At 66.2% G+C, this 19,804-nt stretch carries 17 protein-coding genes; 9 read left to right on the top strand and 8 right to left on the bottom strand.

All coding sequences use genetic code 11. The features are described from left to right. Positions 1 to 16: 16 nt before the first annotated feature. Both HK108_RS08545 and HK108_RS08540 read left to right on the top strand, forming a co-directional pair. On the top strand, positions 17 to 793 hold the full coding sequence (locus tag HK108_RS08545) for a 3-oxoacyl-ACP reductase (RefSeq protein ID WP_139467685.1): 777 nt from the start codon (positions 17 to 19) through the stop codon (positions 791 to 793). A gap of 29 nt (positions 794 to 822) precedes the next feature. Then, complete coding sequence (locus tag HK108_RS08540) at positions 823 to 1,626, top strand: type 1 glutamine amidotransferase (protein ID WP_181271168.1); 804 nt, start codon at positions 823 to 825, stop codon at positions 1,624 to 1,626. A 96-nt stretch (positions 1,627 to 1,722) separates the two neighbouring features. Here the strand turns inward: HK108_RS08540 and HK108_RS08535 are convergent, their stop codons facing one another. The 8 genes from HK108_RS08535 to HK108_RS08500 all read right to left on the bottom strand — a co-directional run bounded on the left by HK108_RS08535 (position 1,723) and on the right by HK108_RS08500 (position 9,223). Next, positions 1,723 to 2,565: a hypothetical protein gene (locus tag HK108_RS08535; RefSeq protein WP_139909609.1), complete on the bottom strand. Its 843-nt coding sequence runs from the start codon at positions 2,563 to 2,565 to the stop codon at positions 1,723 to 1,725. Continuing rightward, positions 2,562 to 3,179 carry a DUF6114 domain-containing protein gene (locus tag HK108_RS08530; protein ID WP_181271167.1) on the bottom strand — a complete coding sequence of 206 codons (618 nt, stop codon included), beginning with the start codon at positions 3,177 to 3,179 and terminating at the stop codon, positions 2,562 to 2,564. Before HK108_RS08530 ends, HK108_RS08535 begins: the two co-directional genes overlap by 4 nt. Next, positions 3,179 to 3,793, bottom strand: coding sequence for a DUF6230 family protein (locus HK108_RS08525; protein ID WP_181271166.1), 615 nt, complete (start codon positions 3,791 to 3,793; stop codon positions 3,179 to 3,181). The genes HK108_RS08530 and HK108_RS08525 overlap by 1 nt, the downstream gene beginning before the upstream one ends. A gap of 339 nt (positions 3,794 to 4,132) precedes the next feature. Continuing rightward, a complete protein-coding gene (locus HK108_RS08520) occupies positions 4,133 to 5,677 on the bottom strand; it encodes an AbgT family transporter (RefSeq protein ID WP_181271165.1) in 1,545 nt (514 codons plus the stop codon). A gap of 127 nt (positions 5,678 to 5,804) precedes the next feature. Beyond that, entirely contained in the window at positions 5,805 to 6,626 is an 822-nt protein-coding gene (locus tag HK108_RS08515) for a creatininase family protein (RefSeq protein ID WP_181271164.1), read from the bottom strand. Next, positions 6,623 to 7,336, bottom strand: a complete 714-nt coding sequence (locus HK108_RS08510; protein WP_181271163.1) for a FadR/GntR family transcriptional regulator — start codon at positions 7,334 to 7,336, stop codon at positions 6,623 to 6,625. Before HK108_RS08510 ends, HK108_RS08515 begins: the two co-directional genes overlap by 4 nt. A gap of 58 nt (positions 7,337 to 7,394) precedes the next feature. Beyond that, positions 7,395 to 8,420: a CE1 family esterase gene (locus HK108_RS08505; protein ID WP_181271162.1), complete on the bottom strand. Its 1,026-nt coding sequence runs from the start codon at positions 8,418 to 8,420 to the stop codon at positions 7,395 to 7,397. A 143-nt stretch (positions 8,421 to 8,563) separates the two neighbouring features. Further along, the gene (locus HK108_RS08500) at positions 8,564 to 9,223 is read right to left on the bottom strand and encodes a GntR family transcriptional regulator (protein WP_181271161.1); all 660 of its coding nucleotides are present in this window, start codon (positions 9,221 to 9,223) and stop codon (positions 8,564 to 8,566) included. A 185-nt stretch (positions 9,224 to 9,408) separates the two neighbouring features. Between HK108_RS08500 and HK108_RS08495 the strand changes: the two genes are divergently transcribed. From HK108_RS08495 to HK108_RS08465, 7 genes are all read left to right on the top strand, one after another. Continuing rightward, positions 9,409 to 10,425 carry a 1-aminocyclopropane-1-carboxylate deaminase gene (locus HK108_RS08495; RefSeq protein WP_139467694.1) on the top strand — a complete coding sequence of 339 codons (1,017 nt, stop codon included), beginning with the start codon at positions 9,409 to 9,411 and terminating at the stop codon, positions 10,423 to 10,425. Positions 10,426 to 10,427: 2 nt separating this feature from the next. Further along, positions 10,428 to 12,881, top strand: a complete 2,454-nt coding sequence (locus HK108_RS08490; protein ID WP_181271160.1) for a thiamine pyrophosphate-binding protein — start codon at positions 10,428 to 10,430, stop codon at positions 12,879 to 12,881. Between the two features lie 343 nt (positions 12,882 to 13,224). Further along, entirely contained in the window at positions 13,225 to 14,619 is a 1,395-nt protein-coding gene (locus HK108_RS08485; protein WP_181271159.1) for an NAD-dependent succinate-semialdehyde dehydrogenase, read from the top strand. 378 nt (positions 14,620 to 14,997) lie between these two features. Next, positions 14,998 to 15,714, top strand: coding sequence for a FadR/GntR family transcriptional regulator (locus HK108_RS08480; RefSeq protein WP_181271158.1), 717 nt, complete (start codon positions 14,998 to 15,000; stop codon positions 15,712 to 15,714). Next, complete coding sequence (locus HK108_RS08475) at positions 15,711 to 16,733, top strand: asparaginase (RefSeq protein ID WP_181271157.1); 1,023 nt, start codon at positions 15,711 to 15,713, stop codon at positions 16,731 to 16,733. Before HK108_RS08480 ends, HK108_RS08475 begins: the two co-directional genes overlap by 4 nt. 74 nt (positions 16,734 to 16,807) lie before the next feature. Then, entirely contained in the window at positions 16,808 to 18,211 is a 1,404-nt protein-coding gene (locus HK108_RS08470) for an aspartate ammonia-lyase (protein WP_181271156.1), read from the top strand. Between the two features lie 94 nt (positions 18,212 to 18,305). Further along, positions 18,306 to 19,793, top strand: a complete 1,488-nt coding sequence (locus HK108_RS08465) for an amino acid permease (protein ID WP_181271155.1) — start codon at positions 18,306 to 18,308, stop codon at positions 19,791 to 19,793. Positions 19,794 to 19,804: the final 11 nt, after the last annotated feature.

The raw sequence follows: 19,804 nt of genomic DNA, 5'->3' as shown, positions 1-19,804 counted from the left end.
GATCATCAGGAGAATCATGACCACTGCGGCAAATCGACTCAAGGACAAGATCTGCGTCATCACCGGCGGTGCCTCGGGCATCGGACTCGCCAGTGCCCGCCGTCTGACCGAAGAAGGCGCGAAGGTCGTCATCGGCGACCTCGACGAAGTGCGTGGACCCGAGGTCGCCGACGAGCTCGGCGGACTCTTCGTGCGAGTCAACGTAGCCGATGAGGAGGAGGTGAAGAACCTGTTCGCCCGCTCTGTCGAGCACTTCGGACGCGTCGACGTCGCCTTCAACAACGCAGGCATCAACCCGACCGACGACAATTCGATCCTCACCACCGACATCGAGGCTTGGGCGAGGGTGCAGACGGTCAACCTCACCTCCGTCTATCTCTGCAGCAAGTACGCCCTCGAGCACATGGTCAAGCAGGGATCGGGGTCGGTCATCAATACGGCGTCGTTCGTCGCGCTCATGGGAGCGGCGACTTCGCAGATCTCCTACTCGGCGTCGAAAGGCGGAGTCCTGTCGATGAGCCGTGAGCTCGGCGTCCAGTTCGCGAAGGATGGCATCCGCGTCAACGCACTGTGCCCGGGACCGGTGAACACCCCGTTGCTGCGTGAGCTCTTCGCCTCGGACCCCGTGCAGGCGCAGCGGCGACTCGTCCACTGCCCCGGTGGGCGCTTCGCCGAACCTGAGGAGATCGCTGCCGCCGTGGCCTTCCTCGCCAGCGACGACTCCTCCTTCGTCAACGCCTCGACCTTCACTGTCGACGGCGGCATCTCCTCGGCTTACGTCACCGCCGAATAGAGGCGCACGGAGGGTGAGAAGATGGGGCCATGACTTCCGTGAGAATCCTTGCCATCGAACACGAACGTGGCACTGGACCGCAGAGGTTCGGCGAATGGCTGATCGAAGCCGGCGCCGAGGTGGTCGTGGCCCGTCCGTACCTCGGCGAGGTCATCCCGGAGCTCGGTGCGTTCCACGCGCTCATCGTCCTCGGCGGATCCGCGGGGCCCACCGAGGACGATGAGAATCCCTGGTTCCCCGAGGTCAGGGATCTGCTTCGCCGGTCGATCGCGGGGGAGTTCCCTAGCCTCAACATCTGCCTCGGCGGGGAGATGCTTGCCGTCGCAGGTGATGCTCCGATCTGGCGGCGGGCGCACCCGCAGATCGGGATCTACGAACTGGGTGTCACCTCGGCGGGGGCATCCGACCCGGTGTTCGGGGCGCTGGCCGGTGGTGGTTCAACCGGTGCTGGGGAGACTGAAGGGGAGTCGCTGCCCTCCGTGCTCTTCCATCAGGAGGAGATGGCGCTGCCGCCCGGAGCCGAACTCCTGATCACCGGTTCCGACGCCCCGGTCCAGGCTTTCCGCCTCGGCGAATTCGCGTGGGGCACCCAGTTCCACCCGGAGACCGATGCCGCGCAGATCGCGCGCTGGCTGGACGGCAATGACCTGGCCCTGCCGGCCGGCAAGACCGAGGACTCGATCATCGCTGAGGTCGAGGCTCACGACGCAGCACTCGTCGACAACGGCAGGCGATTGGCCAGTGCCTTCGTGGAATTCCTGGCCAGCCGGGGTCGGGTAGGCCGGGAAAGCAAGCCGGAATGCAGACAGCAAAGCCCGAAGGCCGCGGACTGAGTCCGCGGCCTTCGGGCCTGGCCTTTCTGGTCTGAGCCTGGCCCGTCGGGTGGTTCCTCCTCACGGTGAAGGAGGAACCACCTCGGCGATGGTGGGTCAGTCTTCGGCCTTCTTGAGCTTCTGATCGGTGTTGGTGTAGTAGATCCCATCGGCGGTCGAGCCGACGAGCCCCATCGTCACTCGCAGCAATCCGGGTTCGACGTCATCCATGGGCGGCGGCGTCTCCGGTCCCAGGGTGAGCGACTTTCCGTCCTTCGTCGTGGCGGTGATCGAGCCGATGTACACGGTGACATCGCCCTTCAGCGTCATCGTATCGGCCGTCGTCACCAGTCCATACTCCTCGTCCGGCGGCTTCACCGTCAGCGAGAAGCCTTCGATCGAAATCTCTTCGGCCTGCAGCTTCAGAGTCACGATGGACCCGCCGTCAGCGGTGGGCACCGAGACGAACGAAATGCCCTTCAGGCCCTTGAACGAGAGTCCTTCCGAACCCATTGCGGCCGGAGTCTTCGTGAAGACCGGTGCGTTCTCATCCATCTGTGCATCGGACGGGAACTCACCATTGCCCTCTTTCTCCGAGTCATCATCCTCGTCCTCGGTCGGGTCGTCGCTGGGCTCATCGAGTCCCAGACCACCCGGATCCGTAGGTTCGTCGGACGGCTCCTCCGTCGGTTCCTCGCTCGGTTCATCCGTGGGGCCCGGTGCGGGCAGCGAGGGATCCGACGTCGGTGGATCACTGGGCTTCACCGGCATTCCGGGCGACAGGCTCCCCGCAGGTGCGGAGTCCTTGGCCTTTGCGGAATCCTCGTCATCGCAGGTGCCCACGAGTGAGCACAGCGGTGACGAGTGGGCGGCTGCGACCGAACCCGCCCCGAGAGTCGTCGGGAGGATCAGGACAGCTGCCGCGAGGATTGAGGCCGTGCGGCGGCTGGGTGCCCTCATGCAGTCTCCCCCTCAGCGGCTTCGGACTCCTTCGGCCCACGCGGTCCCATCCATGCGACGATGAGGATCGCGCCGATGGTGGACAGCAGCATGCCGATGATGAACCCGCCGAGGTTCACTCCGATGAGTGAATAGACTGCGAGGACGAGAGCGATGATCCCGTAGAACACATGATGCGTGGGACGGAAGATCGACAGCAGAGCGAGGACGACGATGGCGATCGGAACCACCGTCGCCTGCAGACCCTCGATGCCGAACTGGATCTGCATATTGCCGAGGTCCAGCTGACCGGAGAAGAAGAGCTCGATTCCGCCGAGGACGGCAAGCACGCCTCCGATGAAGGGCCGCTGCCGACGCCAGTGCTTGAACCCCTGGCGCTTCTTCTCGGCGCCTTCGGTCATCTCGGCTCCCTCGCTGTTGTCAGCATCCCCCGTCTCCGGCGCCGGGACGGCGAATTCTGCCGTCTCGACGCCGGATTCGGTGTGGTCGCTCTGTTCGTTGGCGCGTCGACTCCGCCGGGACAGCGCAAGCAGGCTCGTCTTCTGCACGGTGTCCTCCTGTTCGGCGGCCCCCCGTTCATCGGTCGGCTGCCCGTTGGCTGCTGAGTCCCTCATCAGTCGCACTGCTCAGATCCGTCGGTGAGCTTCAGCGACATGTCCTTGAGGGTGAAGACCGAGGCCGTGGTCGACCAGGAATCCTGCTTGAGGTCCTCGATCGAGATGGTGTCGGAATCCTGGGCGAAGTCGCCCTTGCTTCCCTTGGCCTTCGTATTGACGTCGGAGGCATCGACGCCGATGCGGATGTTCTTGAATTCCGCGTCGCCCTTGAGGCCGGTCATGCCGATCTGCAGATCCTTCGCCGAGGCGGGGGTGCCCTTTCCGCCGGCCTTGATGAGGATGCCCACCTTGCCCAGAGGAGTCTCCTGGACGGCAGACTGGCAGAGGTTCTCCAGGGTCGCATCCTTGATGTTCGCGGTGACGACGGCGTGTTCGCCGCCCTCGGCGTCCTTGGCGACTCCGCTGTACTGGGAGAATCCGGTTCCCTCGAGCTGCGACGAGGCAATCTTGAACTGAGTGCCGGAGATGGCGAACGAGACCGGCACCGCGCCCTGGGCCACCCCGCCCATGAGCATGGCTGAGACGACACCCGTGGGAATTGCGACCATGGCGATGCGACCGGCATGGGATGAGACGAGCCTGCGGATGAGGCTGGGATTGCGGAACTTCATTGATCCTCCTTGACCACCGAAGGCTTGGTGGGCATCAGCGTGTGACGTAAGTTACTACGGGGTGTTACCCGACAGTATCGCGGGTGAAGTTTGAGCGTCAACATCTTTTGTCGACGAGGCTCGCAAGGGCGCGGGTGCGAACGGTCGTGCGGCCAGGTTCCAAGCAGTCTTGTCGGATCATCGCGTTCATCATCGGCCCAGGTCAGACGATGCGTCAATGGCAGCCGTGGGAGAGATCTGAACCACGAGCGACGCCCCGTCGGCCCCGCCCGAGACGACGGAATCCGAAGGGAAGTCGTTCGTGAACAAAACTTTCAAAACTCAGCTGGATCGACGCGCTCAGCGCACCGGCGCATCGGGACCGAGCGGAATGCCCAGACCCCACCACAGGAAGAACAGCAGGCTCCAGCTGATCGTCATGCACACGGCCAAGGGCAGGGTGTGAGAGGCGAGCGTGCCGATGCCGGCACTCTTCTGATACTTCTGCATGAACCCGAGCGCGAGGATGAAGTACGGGCTCATCGGGGTGATGGCCGTCGACCCTGAGTCGGCGATGCGGAAGATCGCCTGTGAGGTCTCCGGCGGCACCTCGAGCAGCATGAGCAGCGGCACGATGACCGGGGCCATGATCGCCCACATCGCCGAGCCGGAGGTGATGAGCACGTTGACGACCGAGAGCACGAGCAGGACGAGGATGAACACCACCCACGTCGGCAGGCCGAGGCCGGTGAAGAGTTCGGACACGGAGACCGAGACGAGCATGCCGATGTTCGTCCACTCGAAGTACTCGAGGAACTGGGCGATGGCGAAGAAGAGGACGAGGACCCCGGAGATCGAGGCGAGCCCCTGACCCATGAGCTTCGGCACGTCCGACCAGGTCTCGATCGTGCCCTCGCGGAAGCCGTAGACGATGCCGCCGATGCCGAAGAGCATGGCGATGAGGAAGGCGATTCCGGTGAGGAACGGCGACTCGCCGAAGGGCCCGTCGCCGCGCAGGGGCGCGCCGTCTGGGACGACGAGGACGACGATGGCGATGACCGCAGCGATGACGGCGAACATGGCCAGGCGCAGGGCCTTGCGCTCCTTGTCGGTGATGACGAGGTCTTCGTGTTCGGCATCCTCGTCGGCTTCGAGGTTGTCGCGCTTCATGAGCACGAGCTCGGTGACGATCGTGATGACGATGGCCAGCAGGATGGAGCTGGCGATGTTGAAGTACCAGTTGCCGATCGGAGTGACGATGTAGTCGGGGTCGATGATGTTCGCCGCAGCCGTCGTGATGCCCGCGAAGATCGCATCGTTGGGCGTCGGGATCGGGCTGGCATCGTAGCCGGAGGCGATCGAGGTGTACGCGACGATGACGCCGAGGACGGGGGAGCGGCCCACGGCCTTGAACACCATTCCGCCGAGCGGCACGAGGATGACATAGGCCGCCGCCGAGGCGACGTGGGAGACCGTGCCCATGAACGCGACCGTGAAGACGATGAGTCCGGCCGGGACGCGGGCGATCGAGACCTTCATCGCCGTCGACAGCAGGCCGGTGCGCTCGGCCAGGGCCACGCCCATGATGACGACCATGATCGTGATGAGTGGTGGGAAGGTCTCGTAGGCGTCGAGCGCGGTGTTCACGGCCATGGCGATGCCCTCGCCGCTGAGGAGGTTGTTCACCGGGGTCCAGTCCCCGGTGCCGGGATCTTCGACTCCCGCGCCGGCGAGGGAGAGGACGAGGCTGAATACGGCGAGGATGGCTGCGAGGATCCAGAACAGCCAGAAGGGGTTCGGCAGCTTGTTGCCGACGACTTCGATGACGTTGAGGGCGCGGATGACCAGCGGCAGCTTCTCCTGCTCGTCGGTCTGCACGGTATCGGTGGTCTGGGTCGGTTTCATTGTGAGCTCCTGAGAGTCCAGGCGGGATTTTCGGGCAGGGTCCACCAGGGCACGGTGATTACGGCGCTGGAATCGGGTGTTCTGTGGTGGGGTGCGGGCCGAGCGGCCGGTCAGTGAGAAGCGGGTGTCACAGTCTCTGCAGCTCCTGACAGTAGGCTACGAGTCGGTCGACGACCTCGCCGAGGATGTCCTCCCCGGCCGCGGCCGTGGCGGTCCGCGGATCGCCGAGGACGCCGTTGTCGGCGTAGCGGTCGAATGTCACCGCTGTTGACGGTGTTTTCGTTCGTGAGAGTCGGGCACGTGGGTCGAGATCGTCGAGCCGGGTGGCGCCGGGGTTGAGGTGGCCCGAGTCGACGAGGGATTCGTCGATGGCGAGCATCTGCGAGGTTTCGGACTCTCCGCAGTGGCCGCTGACCTCGGTGCGCGGCAGCTGGGCGGTCGCCTCGGTGGCCAATGCTGAGACCGGAGTATAGGCGAAGACGAAGTCCGGATGGGTGGCGAGCAGGGACTGCTGGACCACGCCGAGCGCGGCGAGGTTGCCGCCGTGGCCGGTGATGACGAGGAGTCTGTCGAATCCGGCATCGGCGAGCTGACGCACGATCGAGGAGACGAGGTCGATGAACAGCTGCGGACCGATATTGATCGTGCCGGGCAGGAAGCAGTGATGCGGGGAGACCCCGTAGTCGATGCTCGGCAGGACGAAGGCGCTGCCCGCCCGAACCTGATCGCCGTCGGCGCTGTCGCGGAGCCGGTCGACGACGGCGCGGGCGACGTGAGCGGCTCGGATGTTGTCGGTGCCCAGGGGCAGTCCGTCACCGTGCTGTTCGCAGGCGCCGACGGGAAGGACGAGCAGGCTGCTTCGATCCTTCGCGAGCTCGACCTCCAAAGAGGTGAGTTCGGCGTAGTCGCGGATATGCGGGCGGATCTCGGAGATCGTCGGGCGGCTCATTGCTGGGATCCTCCGATGGTGTCGGCGTCACCGGTCTGGTCTGTATCGTCCGCCCAGTCGGCGAGGACGGCGGCCTTGATCGCCTCGAGGTGCTTGCGGGTGCGGTGGGAGGCTTCGAAGCCGTCGCCGCGGCGGATCGCATCGAGGATGTCCGCGTGTTCGTCGTGGTCGCGCAGTCGGTCGTAGCTCGTGCGCGCCGCCTGCTGGGTCCGCGAATGGATGGCCAGCAGGGACACGAGCATCTCGTGCAGAGCGCGGTTGCCCGAGGCGCGAGCGAGTTCGACGTGGAAGTGACCGGCCGGGACCGCGGTCTCGACCTGGAGGGCATTGTCGAGCGCCGACTCCATGGAGGACACGGCGTCAGGTTCCTGGACTGTCGCTGCGAGCTCGGCGATTCCGGGCTCGATGGCGATGCGGGCGTCGAGGAGTTCGATGGCCGCCGCGAGGTCGACGGGCACATAGTGCGGGTTGTCGAGGATGCGGCGGTTGATCGCTTCGCGGACGTAGGTGCCCGAACCGTGCTTGAGCTCGACCGACCCCGTGGCCTCGAGCCGGCGCAGAGCCTCCCGGACGGTGGGCACGGTGACCTCGAAGCGTGCGGCGAGGACCTTCGCCGAGGGCAGGGTCTGCCCGGGCTGGAGGTTCTCGGTGCGGATGGTGTCGACGATTTCGCGAGTGAGGCGTTCGACGAGTCCGACGGTGGACGTCATGGTGCTCTCCTTCAAGTGTTTAAGTCATCTAATCACTTTGATTGGTGTGTGTCAACGGTCACTTCTGGGTGGGCCCGTGCGTTGCTCCCGGGTGGCTGCGGAAGAAGCCCCAGACCGTGTCCGTGGCCGAGAAGTCCTTCGTGACGTATCCGCCTCCGCTGTAGACGACCTCACCCGGCCAGACGTGGCCGCCGTCGGCGACGGAGTAGAGCTCGACGGAGGCGTCGCATCTCGTCCACTGAGTGCGCGCAACGTCTTCGCCCTTGCGGCCGACGTGGCGTTCCTTCGTTCTCGCGCAGCCGGAGGCCTCCGCCCATGGCTGGATCCACTCGCGGACTCCCGGGTAGTCCTCGCCCTGGCGGTGGCCGCCTTCGTAGTGCATCGTCGCGTCCCCGGTGCCGTGGATCGCGAGCATCGGTGTGGGTGTCGAGTAATCGCAGCCCTCCGTCGACTGCGGATAGTAGGCGCCGGCGACGGGAGCGAAGGCGGAGAAGCGATCGCGCAGGTGACAGGCGAGGACGGAGACCATGCCGCCGCCGTTCGACTTGCCGGTGGCATAGACCCGATTGAGGTCGATGCAGTGCTCGGATTCGATCGAATCGAGCAGCTCGGCGACGAACGCGACGTCATCGGCACCGCTGGCGTACGGGGCGCCCTGCCAGGAGCGTTTGCCGTCATTGAGGGCGCCGTCGGGGAAGACGGTGATCGCGGGCAGGGTCGGCAGCCCCGTGTAGTTCTGGAATTCGGCGCCGTCGGAGCCGTTGCCGTGGAACCCGAGGACGAGCGGCAGGGGAGTCTCAAGCTCGTAGTCGCGCGGGATGTTGATCCGGTAGCTGCGCTCGCCGTCTTCCGTCGAGATCGTCTTCTCGTCGTTGCCGGGCTTCTGCTCGGTGCCGCAGCCGGCCGACGGGGCGGCCGGCATTGTCGATGCTTTCTTGCCGATGGTTTGAGCGGCGGCAGAATGCGCAGGTGCGGTCTGTGTGGTGGCGGCCATTCCTGGGGTCGCAGTTGTGCCCGTCAGCAGAGCAGCGCTCGCGGCGGTCGCGAGCAGAGCGGTCATGATGCGTTTCGTCGTCGATGACATCGTCAGTCCTTTGATCGTCGGTGATCGTGGTGAGGACTCTAACACAGGTCATCAGATGACTAGAAGAGTTGGCGATGACGGTGGCGTCGTCGAGAAGGCAGTGGTGTTGCCGATCCGGAACCCGCAGCTGGAAGGTGTTCGACTCAGGCCGTCTGGGGCGCGTCCCCTTCGATGGTCGACCAGTTCGCCTTCGTCAGTGCGACGGCATGCGCATGCTCACCGGAACGGACGGCGGCGATGATCTCGGTGTGCTGCTCCGGTGAGGCTGATCCCTTCACCGATTCGAAATGCAGGAACTCCGCGCGGCGCAGAGTGGCGGTGACGACCTCGAGGTGATCGGGAATGAGGGGATTGCCGGATCGGGTGAGGGCCACCTCGTGGAAGTCGTCATCGGCCGCAATCGCCGCCTCGGCGTCGCCGACTGCGAGGGCCGCGCTCAATCGCCCGTTCGCCTGCTCCATCTCAGTCAGCGCCTCCTCGTCGAGGGCGGGGAAGGCGAGGTCGATCGCCAGGCCGTGGAGTTCGGCGGCGATCTGCCGGGCCGCGAGGATGAGTTCCGGATCCTCTGGGGCCACGCGCGTCATCCGGCCCGGCTCCGCCACGACGAGTCCGGCCTGTGCCAAGCGTTGGAGTGCCTCGCGCACGGGCGTTCTGGATACCTGGAGCCAGGCGCCGAGCTCCTGATCGCGCAACTGTTCTCCGGGGGCGAGCTGGCCGCGGACGATGGCGTCGCGGATCGACCGATAGACGTCATCGCGCAGCAGGCTGCGCTGCGGGGCGGGGGAATCCGTGGGGATCGGCACGCTCGGTCACCTTGTCTCTGAGTGGGTGGGTCTCGTCCCGCGGGATGGGACTCGAACTCTGACCCATTGTAACCGTCAGCAGAATGCAATATATTGCATATTGCGATCCAGGACACATCGCACAGGACACATCGCACGAGAGAGCGATCGCCCCGAAGCGAACGCTTCAGAGAACAGAGGACATCATGGCCATCACCGACTTCGAACGCTACCCACTCACCTTCGGGCCGAGCCCCGTGCACGAGCTCCCGCGACTGAGCGACCACCTCGGCGGGGCCCGCGTCTGGGCCAAACGGGAAGACGTCAACTCAGGACTCGCCTTCGGCGGCAACAAGACCCGCAAGCTCGAGTACATCGTTCCCGACGTACTCGCCTCGGGTGCGGACACCCTCGTGTCCATCGGCGGCTACCAGTCCAACCACACCCGCCAGGTCGCCGCCGTTGCCGCTCACCTTGGACTGAAGGCGCGCCTGGTGCAGGAACGCTGGGTCGACTGGGAGGACCCGGTCAACGACAAGGTCGGCAATATCGAACTCTCGCGCATCATGGGAGCCGACGTCCGCCTCGACTCGGCCGGATTCGACATCGGCATCCGCTCGAGCTGGGAGAACGCCCTGGCCGAGGTCGAAGAATCAGGCGGCAAGCCCTACCCGATCCCGGCCGGCGCCTCCGAGCACAAGTTCGGCGGACTCGGCTTTGCGAACTGGGCATATGAGGTCGCTGACCAGGAGAAGGAGCTCGGCGTCTTCTTCGACACCATCGTCGTGTGCACCGTGACCGGCTCGACGCACGCCGGAATGATCGCCGGATTCGCCGCCCTCGAAGCCGCCGGCGGACCGAAGCGCAAGGTCATCGGCATCGATGCCTCGGCCACCATCGAGAAGACCCGCGACCAGGTGAAGAGGATCGCGAACACCACTGCCGAACTCATCGGCCTCGGGCGTGAGATCACCGCCGACGATGTCGATATCCGCACCGGTTGGGAAGGCCCGGCCTACGGCATCCCCGACGAGACGACCGTGAACGCGATCCGCACCACCGCCCAGCTCGAAGGCGTCATCCTCGACCCCGTCTACGAGGGCAAGTCGATGGCCGGACTCCTCGACCTCGTCGGAGACGGCACGATCGGCAGGGATTCCACCGTCCTCTACGCCCACCTCGGCGGACAGCTCGCACTCAACGCCTACTCCTCGATCTTCTGACGATGAGCACCGCACAGGAGTCGACAGCACAAGAACCGGCGGCTCAGGCGCCAACACCACAGGACACGGACCGCCACCAATTCGAGACCTCCCTGCAGGTCAGCCCGCCCGGGACGAATGACCGTCCGCTGCGCGCCTCGACCTCGGGAGATGATGAGATCCTTGACGAGATCGCCCAGCGCGTGCTGTGGCTGGCGACCTCGATCATCGACCGTGCCAACCGCGGCCGGGTCAACCCGGACGGGGTCAAGGTCGGCGGCCATCAGTCCTCGTCGGCCTCGATGACCGGGATCATGACGGCGCTGTGGTTCACCCGACTGCGCGCCATCGACCGCGTCTCGGTCAAACCGCATGCCTCTCCCGTCCTCCACGCGATCAACTATCTGCTCGGCGACCTCGGCGAGGAATTCCTCGACACCCTGCGCAGCCGCGGGGGACTCCAGCCCTACCCGTCGCGGACGAAGGACCCGGACACGGTGGACTTCTCCACCGGATCTGTGGGCATCGGCGCGACCGCTCCCATCTGGGCAGCCCTGTCCCACCGCTACGTCTCCGACCGGTTCCCCGAGACCCCGGAAGCCGGCCGGTTCTACTCCCTGCTCGGCGACGCGGAGATGGACGAAGGGGCGGTGTGGGAGGCGATCATCGATCCGGAGGTGCGCAGCCTCGGCGAGATCGTGTGGATCGTCGACCTCAACCGGCAGTCGCTCGACCGGGTCATTCCCGATGTCCAGGTCCGCCGTTTGCAGGGCATGTTCGATGCCGCCGGGTGGCAGGTGCTCACCTGCCCGTGGGGGCGCCGACTCGAAGCCGTGTTCGCGGCCCCCGGCGGTGAGGCGCTCAAGAAGCGGCTCGTGCAGATGCCCAATCCCGAATACCAGCGGCTGCTGCGCGCCCATCCGTCCGAGATCCACGACCGGCTGCTCTCGGGTCTCACCGACACCGAGGCGACCGCCCTGTCCGCGGTCATCGACGGCTTCGACGCGGACGGTCTCGCCTCCCTCATCCGTGACCTGGGCGGACATGACCTCGGCCAGCTCGTGTCGACGTTCGACGAGATCGACGACGACCGGCCGACGGTGGTCTTCGCCTACACGATCAAAGGCAAGGGGCTGGCCACGGAGGGCCATCCCGGCAACCATGCCGCGCAGCTGACCGAAGCGCAGATGCGCGAGCTCGCGGCCGCCTCGGGGATGGACTTGGACGATCCGTGGGTCGCCTTCGCTCCGGACACCCCGGCCGGCCGGTTCTGTGCCGAAACCGCGCGGCGGCTGCGACGGGAGCCGGTCACCGACCATGCCGTGGCCGCAGTGCCTGCCGAGCTGGGATTCACTCCGCGACCGCAGATCTCCACGCAGGCGGCGCTGGGCCGGTTCCTCTCCGACCTCAAGCACGTCGCCCCCGAGGTGGCCCAGCGGGTTGTGACCCTGTCACCGGACGTCGCGACGTCGACGAACCTCGGCGGATGGATCAACAAGACCGGAATCTGGTCACCGGCGGGCCGGCATGACTGGTTCTCCGACGATCGGGAACGGGTGCTGCGGTGGCAGGAGGGCACGAGCGGACAGCACATCGAACTCGGCATCGCCGAGGTCAATCTCGTCTCCCTGGCCGGGGAGCTCGGATCGACCGGGCAGCGCTGGGGACAGCCGCTGCTGCCGATCGCCACGATCTACGATCCCTTCATCAACCGTGCTCTCGAGCCCTGGACCTTCAGCCTCTACGCGGGTGGGCGTTCGATCATGGTCGGCACGCCCTCAGGGGTATCGCTTGCGCCCGAAGGCGGGGCCCACCAGTCGTTCAACACACCGTCGGTGACCTTGGAGATCCCGGGCCTGACGAGCTGGGAGCCGGCCTTCGCCCAGGACCTCGAGTGGACCCTGCTCGAAGCGCTGCGCGAACTCGCCGACCCGGACGGCGACTCCGCCTACTTCCGACTGACGACGAGACCGGTAGCGCAGGAGCTCGCAGATGTGCCCGAAGATCCGCTGCTGCGGGAACGCCGCCGTGATCAGGTCATCGCCGGCGGCTACCGGCTCTCCGCCAGACCGGCCGCCGAGGACGAGGTCACCCTCGTCGGCGCCGGGGCCATCATGACCGAAGTGATCACGGCGGCGGCCCGACTGGAATCCCTGGGTGTGCGGGCGGGAATCGTCTGCCTCAGCTCACCGTCGAAGGTGTTCCGGTCGGTGCAGGATCGGTCTCGGGTCCGCTCGAGTGTCCGCTCGGCCATCGCCGACGAACTCTTCCCCGCAGAACATCCGGCACCGCTGGTCACCGTCCTCGACGGGCACCCGCACACTCTCGCGTTCCTCTCCGGAGTGCGCGGGGACCGCACACGGAACCTCGGGGTCACCGAATTCGGTCAGGCATCCTCGGTGGGGGAGGCCTATGCGATCCACGGGATCGACACGGACTCCATCGTGCGCGCCGGACTCGACCTCGTGGGGCGGTGAGTTCCCGCGACGCGAGGTGAACCGTTTCGGTCCTCTGGTTCGATGAACAGGGACCGGAGCGGGCCCCTCGCCGAGGAGGGTGGTCCCCGATCGAGTCCGGAGTTCTCTCCTCGCGAGTGCGGTTCGGATTTCGTCGTGACCGATTCGGAATCCGCACCGCCTCGGCGAGGGGACCACGGACGATCGGGGACTGAGGATTCCCCCAGGTTTCGGCACTTGTTGCGCGGGTCACGTATTGATAGCGTGGGTGGCAGGCATACGCATTCCGTCGATTCGGGCGGCAAACAGGTATGCAATTGCTTCAGCGGCGCCAACAGGCGCGCACAAGTCAAAGGAGTCTGGAATGAGCAACGTAGGCAGTGCTGCAGGCGGCTACCGTGTCGAGAACCCGGCCACCGGTGAAGTCGTCGAGAAGTTCGACAATGCCACCGACGAAGAGGTCCAGCAGGTCCTCGAATCCGCACACAAGGGCTACCTGAGCTGGCGCGAGAAGACGATCGAGGAACGCGCCGCGATCGTCAACAAGGTCGCCGCTCTCTTCGGCGAGCGCAAGGAAGAGCTCGCGAAGATCATCGCCGAGGAGATGGGCAAGCCCACCGCCGAAGGTGAGGAAGAGGCCGAGTTCTGCGAGGCGATCTTCAACTACTACGCCGACAACGGACCGAAGTTCGCCGCCGATGAACCGATCGAATCGATGTCCGGCGGCAAGGCCTTCATCCAGCGCCGCCCCGTCGGCACGCTGCTGGGCATCATGCCCTGGAACTTCCCCTACTACCAGGTCGCCCGCTTCGCCGCACCGAACCTCGTGCTCGGCAATACGATCATCCTCAAGCATGCGGAGATCTGCCCCCGCTCCTCGGCGAAGATCGCCGAGATCATGAAGGAAGCCGGCATCCCCGAAGGCGTGTACTCCAACATCTACGCCACGCACGAGCAGATCGAGACGATCATCGCCGACGACCGCGTCGAAGGCGTGTCCCTGACCGGTTCCGAGCGCGCCGGATCGGCCGTGGCCGCCACGGCCGGCAAGTACCTCAAGAAGGCCGTGCTGGAGCTCGGCGGCTCCGACCCGTACATCATCCTCGACACCGACGACATGAACGAGGCCGTCGACACCGCCTGGGGCACCCGCCTGTACAACACCGGCCAGGTCTGCAACGCGAACAAGCGGATGATCGTCATGGACGACATCTACGACGACTTCGTGTCCGGCCTGACCGAGCGCGCCCAGTCCTGGGAGAAGGGCACCCCCGCCGAGGCGGGCGACGGCAAGTACTCGCCCCTGTCCTCGCGTTCGGCTGCCGAGAACCTGCGCAAGCAGCTCGACCGTGCCGTCGAGCAGGGTGCGACCCTCGTCGGCGGCGAGCTCGCCACCGACGGATCCGCGTACGTCTCGCCGGCCGTGCTCACCGGAGTCACCTCGGAGATGGACGCCTACCGCGAAGAGCTCTTCGGCCCCGTGGCCACCGTGTACAAGGTCAGCAGCGATGACGAAGCACTGGCCCTGGCCAATGATTCGCGCTTCGGCCTCGGCGGCGCGGTGTTCGCCAAGGACGAGGAGCGTGCCGCGAAGCTCGCTCAGCGCCTCGATGTCGGCATGTCGAACGTCAACACCCCTGCCGGAGAGGGTGCGGAGATCCCGTTCGGCGGCACGAAGCGCTCGGGCTTCGGCCGCGAGCTCGGGCCCTACGGCATGGATGAGTTCGTCAACAAGCGCATGTACTACGTGGCTGACTGACTGGGGCTTGGCCTCAGCCTTCGTCGAGAAACGGGCTGGGTGTCGAGAAACGCGTGTGCGCATGCGTTTCTCGACACCCAGCCCGTTTTTCATGGTCTTGCATGTGGGCCAGCCCTTTCTGCATGGGCCGGGGTGTTCCCTGCGGGTGGATCCACCTCGAACTCTGCGCGGATGTCGCGGTGAATCCACCCGCAGTAGACACCCGCTCGCGGGCAGCACGGGCAAGCGACCGTGAATCTCAGAGTCTGAAACGCCTCTCTGGTGGGTTGACGCACGTTGGGTGAGCGGGATTACACTCAAACCTGTCATACAGCTTGACAGGTTTGTCTGGTGGGCTGTGTGCCGGATCAATGATCGGATCGAACCGGAGGAGTGGTCATGGGGACGAACAGCCCGACCGAACCCACGGCCAGACGCACGGCTGTAGAACGACTGTCCGCGGGTGAGGGCGTCGTGCGCAGTCTGCGTGCCGAGATCGCCGACGGCACCTTTCCCGTCGGCAACCGCCTTCCCTCCGAAGCGAAGCTCGCCGACCGATACGCCGTCAGCCGTCCCGTCATCCGCGAAGCCCTGCGCTCGCTGGCAACCCTCGGGCTGACCGAGACGAAGACCGGCAGCGGCACCTTCGTCATCGCCTCCGCTCCGGAGACCGGACTGCACCTCGGCGACTACTCCTCCCGGGATCTCCACGAGGCCCGACCGCATATCGAAGTTCCCGCCGCCGAACTCGCGGCCACTCGGCGCACCGAGGCCGACCTCGTCCGTCTCCACGCCCTGCTGCAGTCGATGAGCGCCGAGCCGAGTCCCCGCGGCTGGGTCGAGCTCGACGGAGAGCTGCACATCGCCATCGCCCGAGCCAGCGGAAACCGAGTCTTCGAAAGCGTCATCGCCGAACTCCGCGGTGCCCTGACCGCCCAGTCCGAGCTCCTCAACCTCGCCGCCAGCCGTCAACCGGACTCCGACGTCGAGCATGCGGAGATCGTCCGCGCGATCGAAGCCGGCGACAGCGCCCGTGCCCGCGACGCTATGGCCGTACATCTCGCTCAGGTCGCTGTCGCCGTCACCGACCTCGCCCGAAATCCAGGAAGACCATGACCCACACAGCCACCCCCACCGCGACCCACCGCGCCCATGTCCCACTCGTCGAGGTCACCCGCGGTGATCTCGTCGAAGGCGTGCACTACGGTTCCTTCGCGGTCGTCGACTCCGAGGGCTGGCCGCTCACCTCCGCCGGTGATATCGATGCGCCCTTCTATCCTCGGTCGACCCTCAAGCCCCTGCAGCTGCTTGCGATGCTGCGTCTCGGCCTCGATCTGCCGACCGAGCTCCTCGCTCTCGCCGCGGCCAGCCACTCGGGATCCCCCGAACACATCGACGGTGCCCGCCGGATCCTTCATCAGTACGAGCTCGACGAGACCGCCCTCGGCAACGTCATCGACCTTCCCTATGGGGCGCCCGAGCGCGAAGCCCACCTCGCCGCCGGCGGACAGCGCAGCCGCTTGGCCCAGAACTGCTCGGGCAAACACGCGGCCATGGTCGCGACCTGCCGGATCAACGGCTGGGACCTCGCGGGCTACCTCGATCCCACCCACCCTCTGCAGCGGCACATCGGCGCCAGCATCGCCGAACTCACCGGCGAGACGCCGGCGACCGTGTCGACCGACGGATGTGGAACACCGTTGCCGGCGATCTCGCTGACCGGAATGGCCCGCGCTTTCGCTCGCCTGTCCACCGTCTCGACCGGCACGAGCGCGGCGCGCGTCGCCGCCGCCATGCGCGACCACCCGGACATGGTCGCCGGTGCCGGGCGCGACGTCACCGCGCTCATGCGCACCGTCCCCGGACTCATCGCCAAGGACGGCGCCGAAGCGGTTCAGCTGCTCGGGATCGACGGCATGGGCATCGCCGTCAAGATCGCCGACGGCTCGGATCGGGCCAGGCTGCCGATCGCCACCCGGATCCTCTCCGCTCTGCCCGCACCGACCGAAAAGGCTGGCGACATCGTCAGCCCGCCCGTCCTCGGCGGAGGACGGGAGGTCGGCGGACTGCGCGTGACCCGCGAGGTCGAGGACCGCCTCGGCGAGTGGGAACGCACCCGGTCGGTCGCCTCCTGAGCCTCCGCAGCCGAACCACCCACCAGCACCGACAGGCATCAGCAACAACGACGAACAAAGGCGACACGAGAACCATGAGCACGGATACACGCATCGAGCACGACCTCCTCGGCGACCGGGAGATCCCGGGCGATGCCTACTGGGGCATCCATACGCTGCGGGCGGTCGAGAACTTCCCGATCACCGCGCAGACCCTGCAGTCCAACCCCGACCTCATCCGCGGACTCGCCGCGGTCAAGCTCGCCGCCGCCAGGGCCAACCACGACCTCGGCCTCCTCGATGAGCAGCGGCGCGACGCGATCGTCGCGGCCTGCCGGGAGATCATCGACGGGAAGCTGCACGACCAGTTCCCCATCGACGTCATCCAAGGTGGGGCGGGCACCTCGTCGAATATGAACGCCAACGAGGTGATCGCGAACCGGGCGCTCGAGATCATCGGGCAGCCGCGCGGAACCTACACGCGGATCAGCCCGAACGACCACGTCAACCTCAGCCAGTCGACGAACGACGCCTACCCGACGGCGGTCAAGCTCGGTACGATCTTCGCGATCAAACGGCTGCTCACCGCCCTCGGGGAACTTCAGGACGCGTTCGCCGTGAAGGCGTCCGAATTCCACGACATCGTCACGATGGGACGCACCCAGCTGCAGGACGCCGTGCCGATGACACTCGGCCGGGCCTTCGGCAGCTACGCTGTGACGATCGGGGAGGACCGCGAGCGCCTCGGGGAGGCCGAGTCGCTGGTCCACGAGATCAACCTCGGCGCCACCGCCATCGGCACCGGACTCAACGCACCAGCCGGATACGCCGAGGCGGTCCGCGACCATCTCGCGCAGCTGACCGGGCTGCCCCTGGTCACCGCGCCCGACCTCGTAGAGGCGACCCAGGACGTCGGATCCTTCGTCCACCTGTCCGGGGTGCTCAAGCGCATCGCCGTGAAGATCTCGAAGATCTGCAACGATCTGCGGCTGCTGTCCTCGGGTCCGCGCGCCGGATTCAACGAGATCAACCTGCCCGCCGTGCAGTCGGGATCGTCGATCATGCCGGGCAAGATCAACCCCGTCATCCCCGAGGTGGTCAACCAGGTCGCGTTCGAAGTCATCGGCAACGATGTCACGATCACCGCGGCCGCCGAATCCGGGCAGCTGCAGCTCAACGCCTTCGAACCCGTCATCCTGCACAGCCTGCACAAGTCGATCTCCCACCTCGAATCGGCGTCGCGGACGCTGACGACCCGCTGCATCGCAGGCATCACCGCCAATCCGGAACTCACCCGCGCTGCCGTCGAACACTCCATCGGACTCGTCACCGCACTCAACCCGACCATCGGTTACCAGGCGGCGACGATGATCGCCCAGGAGGCGCTGAAGACCGGCCGCGGCGTCGCCGAACTCGTGCTCGAACACGGGCTGATGACCGCCTCCGAACTCGAACGTCTGCTCCGACCCGAACGGCTGGCGAACCTCACGACCGTGTGAGCGAACCGACTCCGGGCCGCCTGCAATCGACCACCTGACCACCTGACCGCCTGTTTCTGACAAGACCATCTGTACTCAACGAACGAGGACACTCATGACTGACAATCTCGGCTCCGACCGCAGCGCCGCCGTCGCACCCGCAGAACCGGGCTCGGGCCCGACCCGACCGAACCTCACCGCCGAGGACTCCGGGTATCAGAAGAACCTGGCCCCGCGCCAGGTGCAGATGATCGCCATCGGCGGGGCGATCGGCACCGGGCTCTTCCTCGGTGCGGGCGGTCGGCTCCACGAGGCGGGGCCGTCCATCGTGCTCTCCTACGCGGTCTGTGGGTTCTTCGCGTTCCTCATCCTCCGCGCGCTCGGCGAACTCGTCCTGCACCGCCCGACCACCGGGTCGTTCGTCTCCTATGCCCGTGAGTTCTTCGGCGAGAAGGCCGCGTTCATCTCCGGGTGGTTCTACTGGCTGGTGTGGGCGACGACCGCGATCGTCGACATCACCGCGGCCGCGCTCTACATGGGCTTCTTCGGCCGCTACGTCGCCTGGATCGCGACCGTGCCGCAATGGGCGTGGGCGCTCATCGCGCTCGTCCTCGTCCTCGGACTCAACGTCATCTCCGTCAAAGTCTTCGGAGAGCTCGAGTTCTGGTTCGCGCTCATCAAGGTCGCCGCCCTCATCATCTTCCTCGTCGTCGGGGTCGGTTTCCTCATCTTCGGCACCCCCGTGGCCGGTCACGATCCCGGACTGTCGATGATCCTCGACAACGGCGGACTCTTCCCCAACGGCGCGCTGCCGGCGATCATCCTCATGCAGGGCGTCGTCTTCGCCTATGCCTCCATCGAGTTCGTCGGCACGGCCGCCGGCGAGACGGAGCACCCGGAGAAGGTGATGCCCAAGGCCATCAACTCCGTCATCCTGCGCATCGCGGTCTTCTACGTCGGATCGCTCACCCTGCTTGCCCTCCTCCTGCCCTTCACCGACTATGTCGACGGAGAGAGCCCGTTCGTCACCTTCTTCTCCTTCATCGGCGTCAAGGGCGCGGACACCGTGATGAACCTCGTTGTGCTCACTGCGGCCCTGTCCTCACTCAACGCGGGGCTCTACACGACCGGGCGCATCCTCAGGTCGATGTCGGTGGCCGGGTCGGCCCCGCAGTTCGCGCAGCGGATGAACCGCAGCGGCGTGCCCTACGGCGGGATCGTCATCACGGCAGTGGTCGCCCTCCTCGGCGTGCCGCTCAACTACCTGCTGCCGAGCGATGCGTTCGAGATCGTCCTCAGTGTCTCCTCGGTGGGGATCATCCTCACCTGGGGCATGATCGTGCTGTGCCAGATGCGGCTCAAGCGGTGGGCCGACCGCGGACTGCTCGAACGCCCCTCCTTCCGGATGATCGGTGCCCCCTATACCGGCTATGCGACGCTGCTCTTCCTCGCTGTCATCCTCGTCATGGTCTTCGCCGATTCCCCGCCGACCCTGGTCGTGACGATCATCGCCTCGGTGTGCATGGTCATCGGCTGGTTCGTCTGCCGGAAGCGGATCCGGGCCATCGCCGAGGCGGGGGAGGCCGTCGAGTTCGAGATGTGAGGTTGGTCGGT

Origin of the sequence: Brevibacterium sediminis (assembly GCF_013623905.1) — a bacterium.
In the GTDB taxonomy this organism is placed as follows: Bacteria; Actinomycetota; Actinomycetes; order Actinomycetales; family Brevibacteriaceae; genus Brevibacterium; species Brevibacterium sediminis.
This window is presented reverse-complemented; position numbering and strand designations above follow the sequence as displayed.

Bases quoted from the DNA above. Each gene is read 5' to 3' on its own strand.
- HK108_RS08535 (WP_139909609.1), bottom strand. From the start codon at position 2,565: ATGAGGGCACCCAGCCGCCGCACGGCCTCAATCCTCGCGGCAGCTGTC.
- HK108_RS08520 (WP_181271165.1), bottom strand. From the start codon at position 5,677: ATGAAACCGACCCAGACCACCGATACCGTGCAGACCGACGAGCAGGAG.
- HK108_RS08465 (WP_181271155.1), top strand. From the start codon at position 18,306: ATGACTGACAATCTCGGCTCCGACCGCAGCGCCGCCGTCGCACCCGCA.
- HK108_RS08495 (WP_139467694.1), top strand. From the start codon at position 9,409: ATGGCCATCACCGACTTCGAACGCTACCCACTCACCTTCGGGCCGAGC.
- HK108_RS08505 (WP_181271162.1), bottom strand. From the start codon at position 8,420: ATGTCATCGACGACGAAACGCATCATGACCGCTCTGCTCGCGACCGCC.
- HK108_RS08525 (WP_181271166.1), bottom strand. From the start codon at position 3,793: ATGAAGTTCCGCAATCCCAGCCTCATCCGCAGGCTCGTCTCATCCCAT.
- HK108_RS08485 (WP_181271159.1), top strand. From the start codon at position 13,225: ATGAGCAACGTAGGCAGTGCTGCAGGCGGCTACCGTGTCGAGAACCCG.
- HK108_RS08530 (WP_181271167.1), bottom strand. From the start codon at position 3,179: ATGAGGGACTCAGCAGCCAACGGGCAGCCGACCGATGAACGGGGGGCC.
- HK108_RS08540 (WP_181271168.1), top strand. From the start codon at position 823: ATGACTTCCGTGAGAATCCTTGCCATCGAACACGAACGTGGCACTGGA.
- HK108_RS08545 (WP_139467685.1), top strand. From the start codon at position 17: ATGACCACTGCGGCAAATCGACTCAAGGACAAGATCTGCGTCATCACC.
- HK108_RS08480 (WP_181271158.1), top strand. From the start codon at position 14,998: ATGGGGACGAACAGCCCGACCGAACCCACGGCCAGACGCACGGCTGTA.
- HK108_RS08490 (WP_181271160.1), top strand. From the start codon at position 10,428: ATGAGCACCGCACAGGAGTCGACAGCACAAGAACCGGCGGCTCAGGCG.
- HK108_RS08510 (WP_181271163.1), bottom strand. From the start codon at position 7,336: ATGACGTCCACCGTCGGACTCGTCGAACGCCTCACTCGCGAAATCGTC.
- HK108_RS08470 (WP_181271156.1), top strand. From the start codon at position 16,808: ATGAGCACGGATACACGCATCGAGCACGACCTCCTCGGCGACCGGGAG.
- HK108_RS08475 (WP_181271157.1), top strand. From the start codon at position 15,711: ATGACCCACACAGCCACCCCCACCGCGACCCACCGCGCCCATGTCCCA.
- HK108_RS08515 (WP_181271164.1), bottom strand. From the start codon at position 6,626: ATGAGCCGCCCGACGATCTCCGAGATCCGCCCGCATATCCGCGACTAC.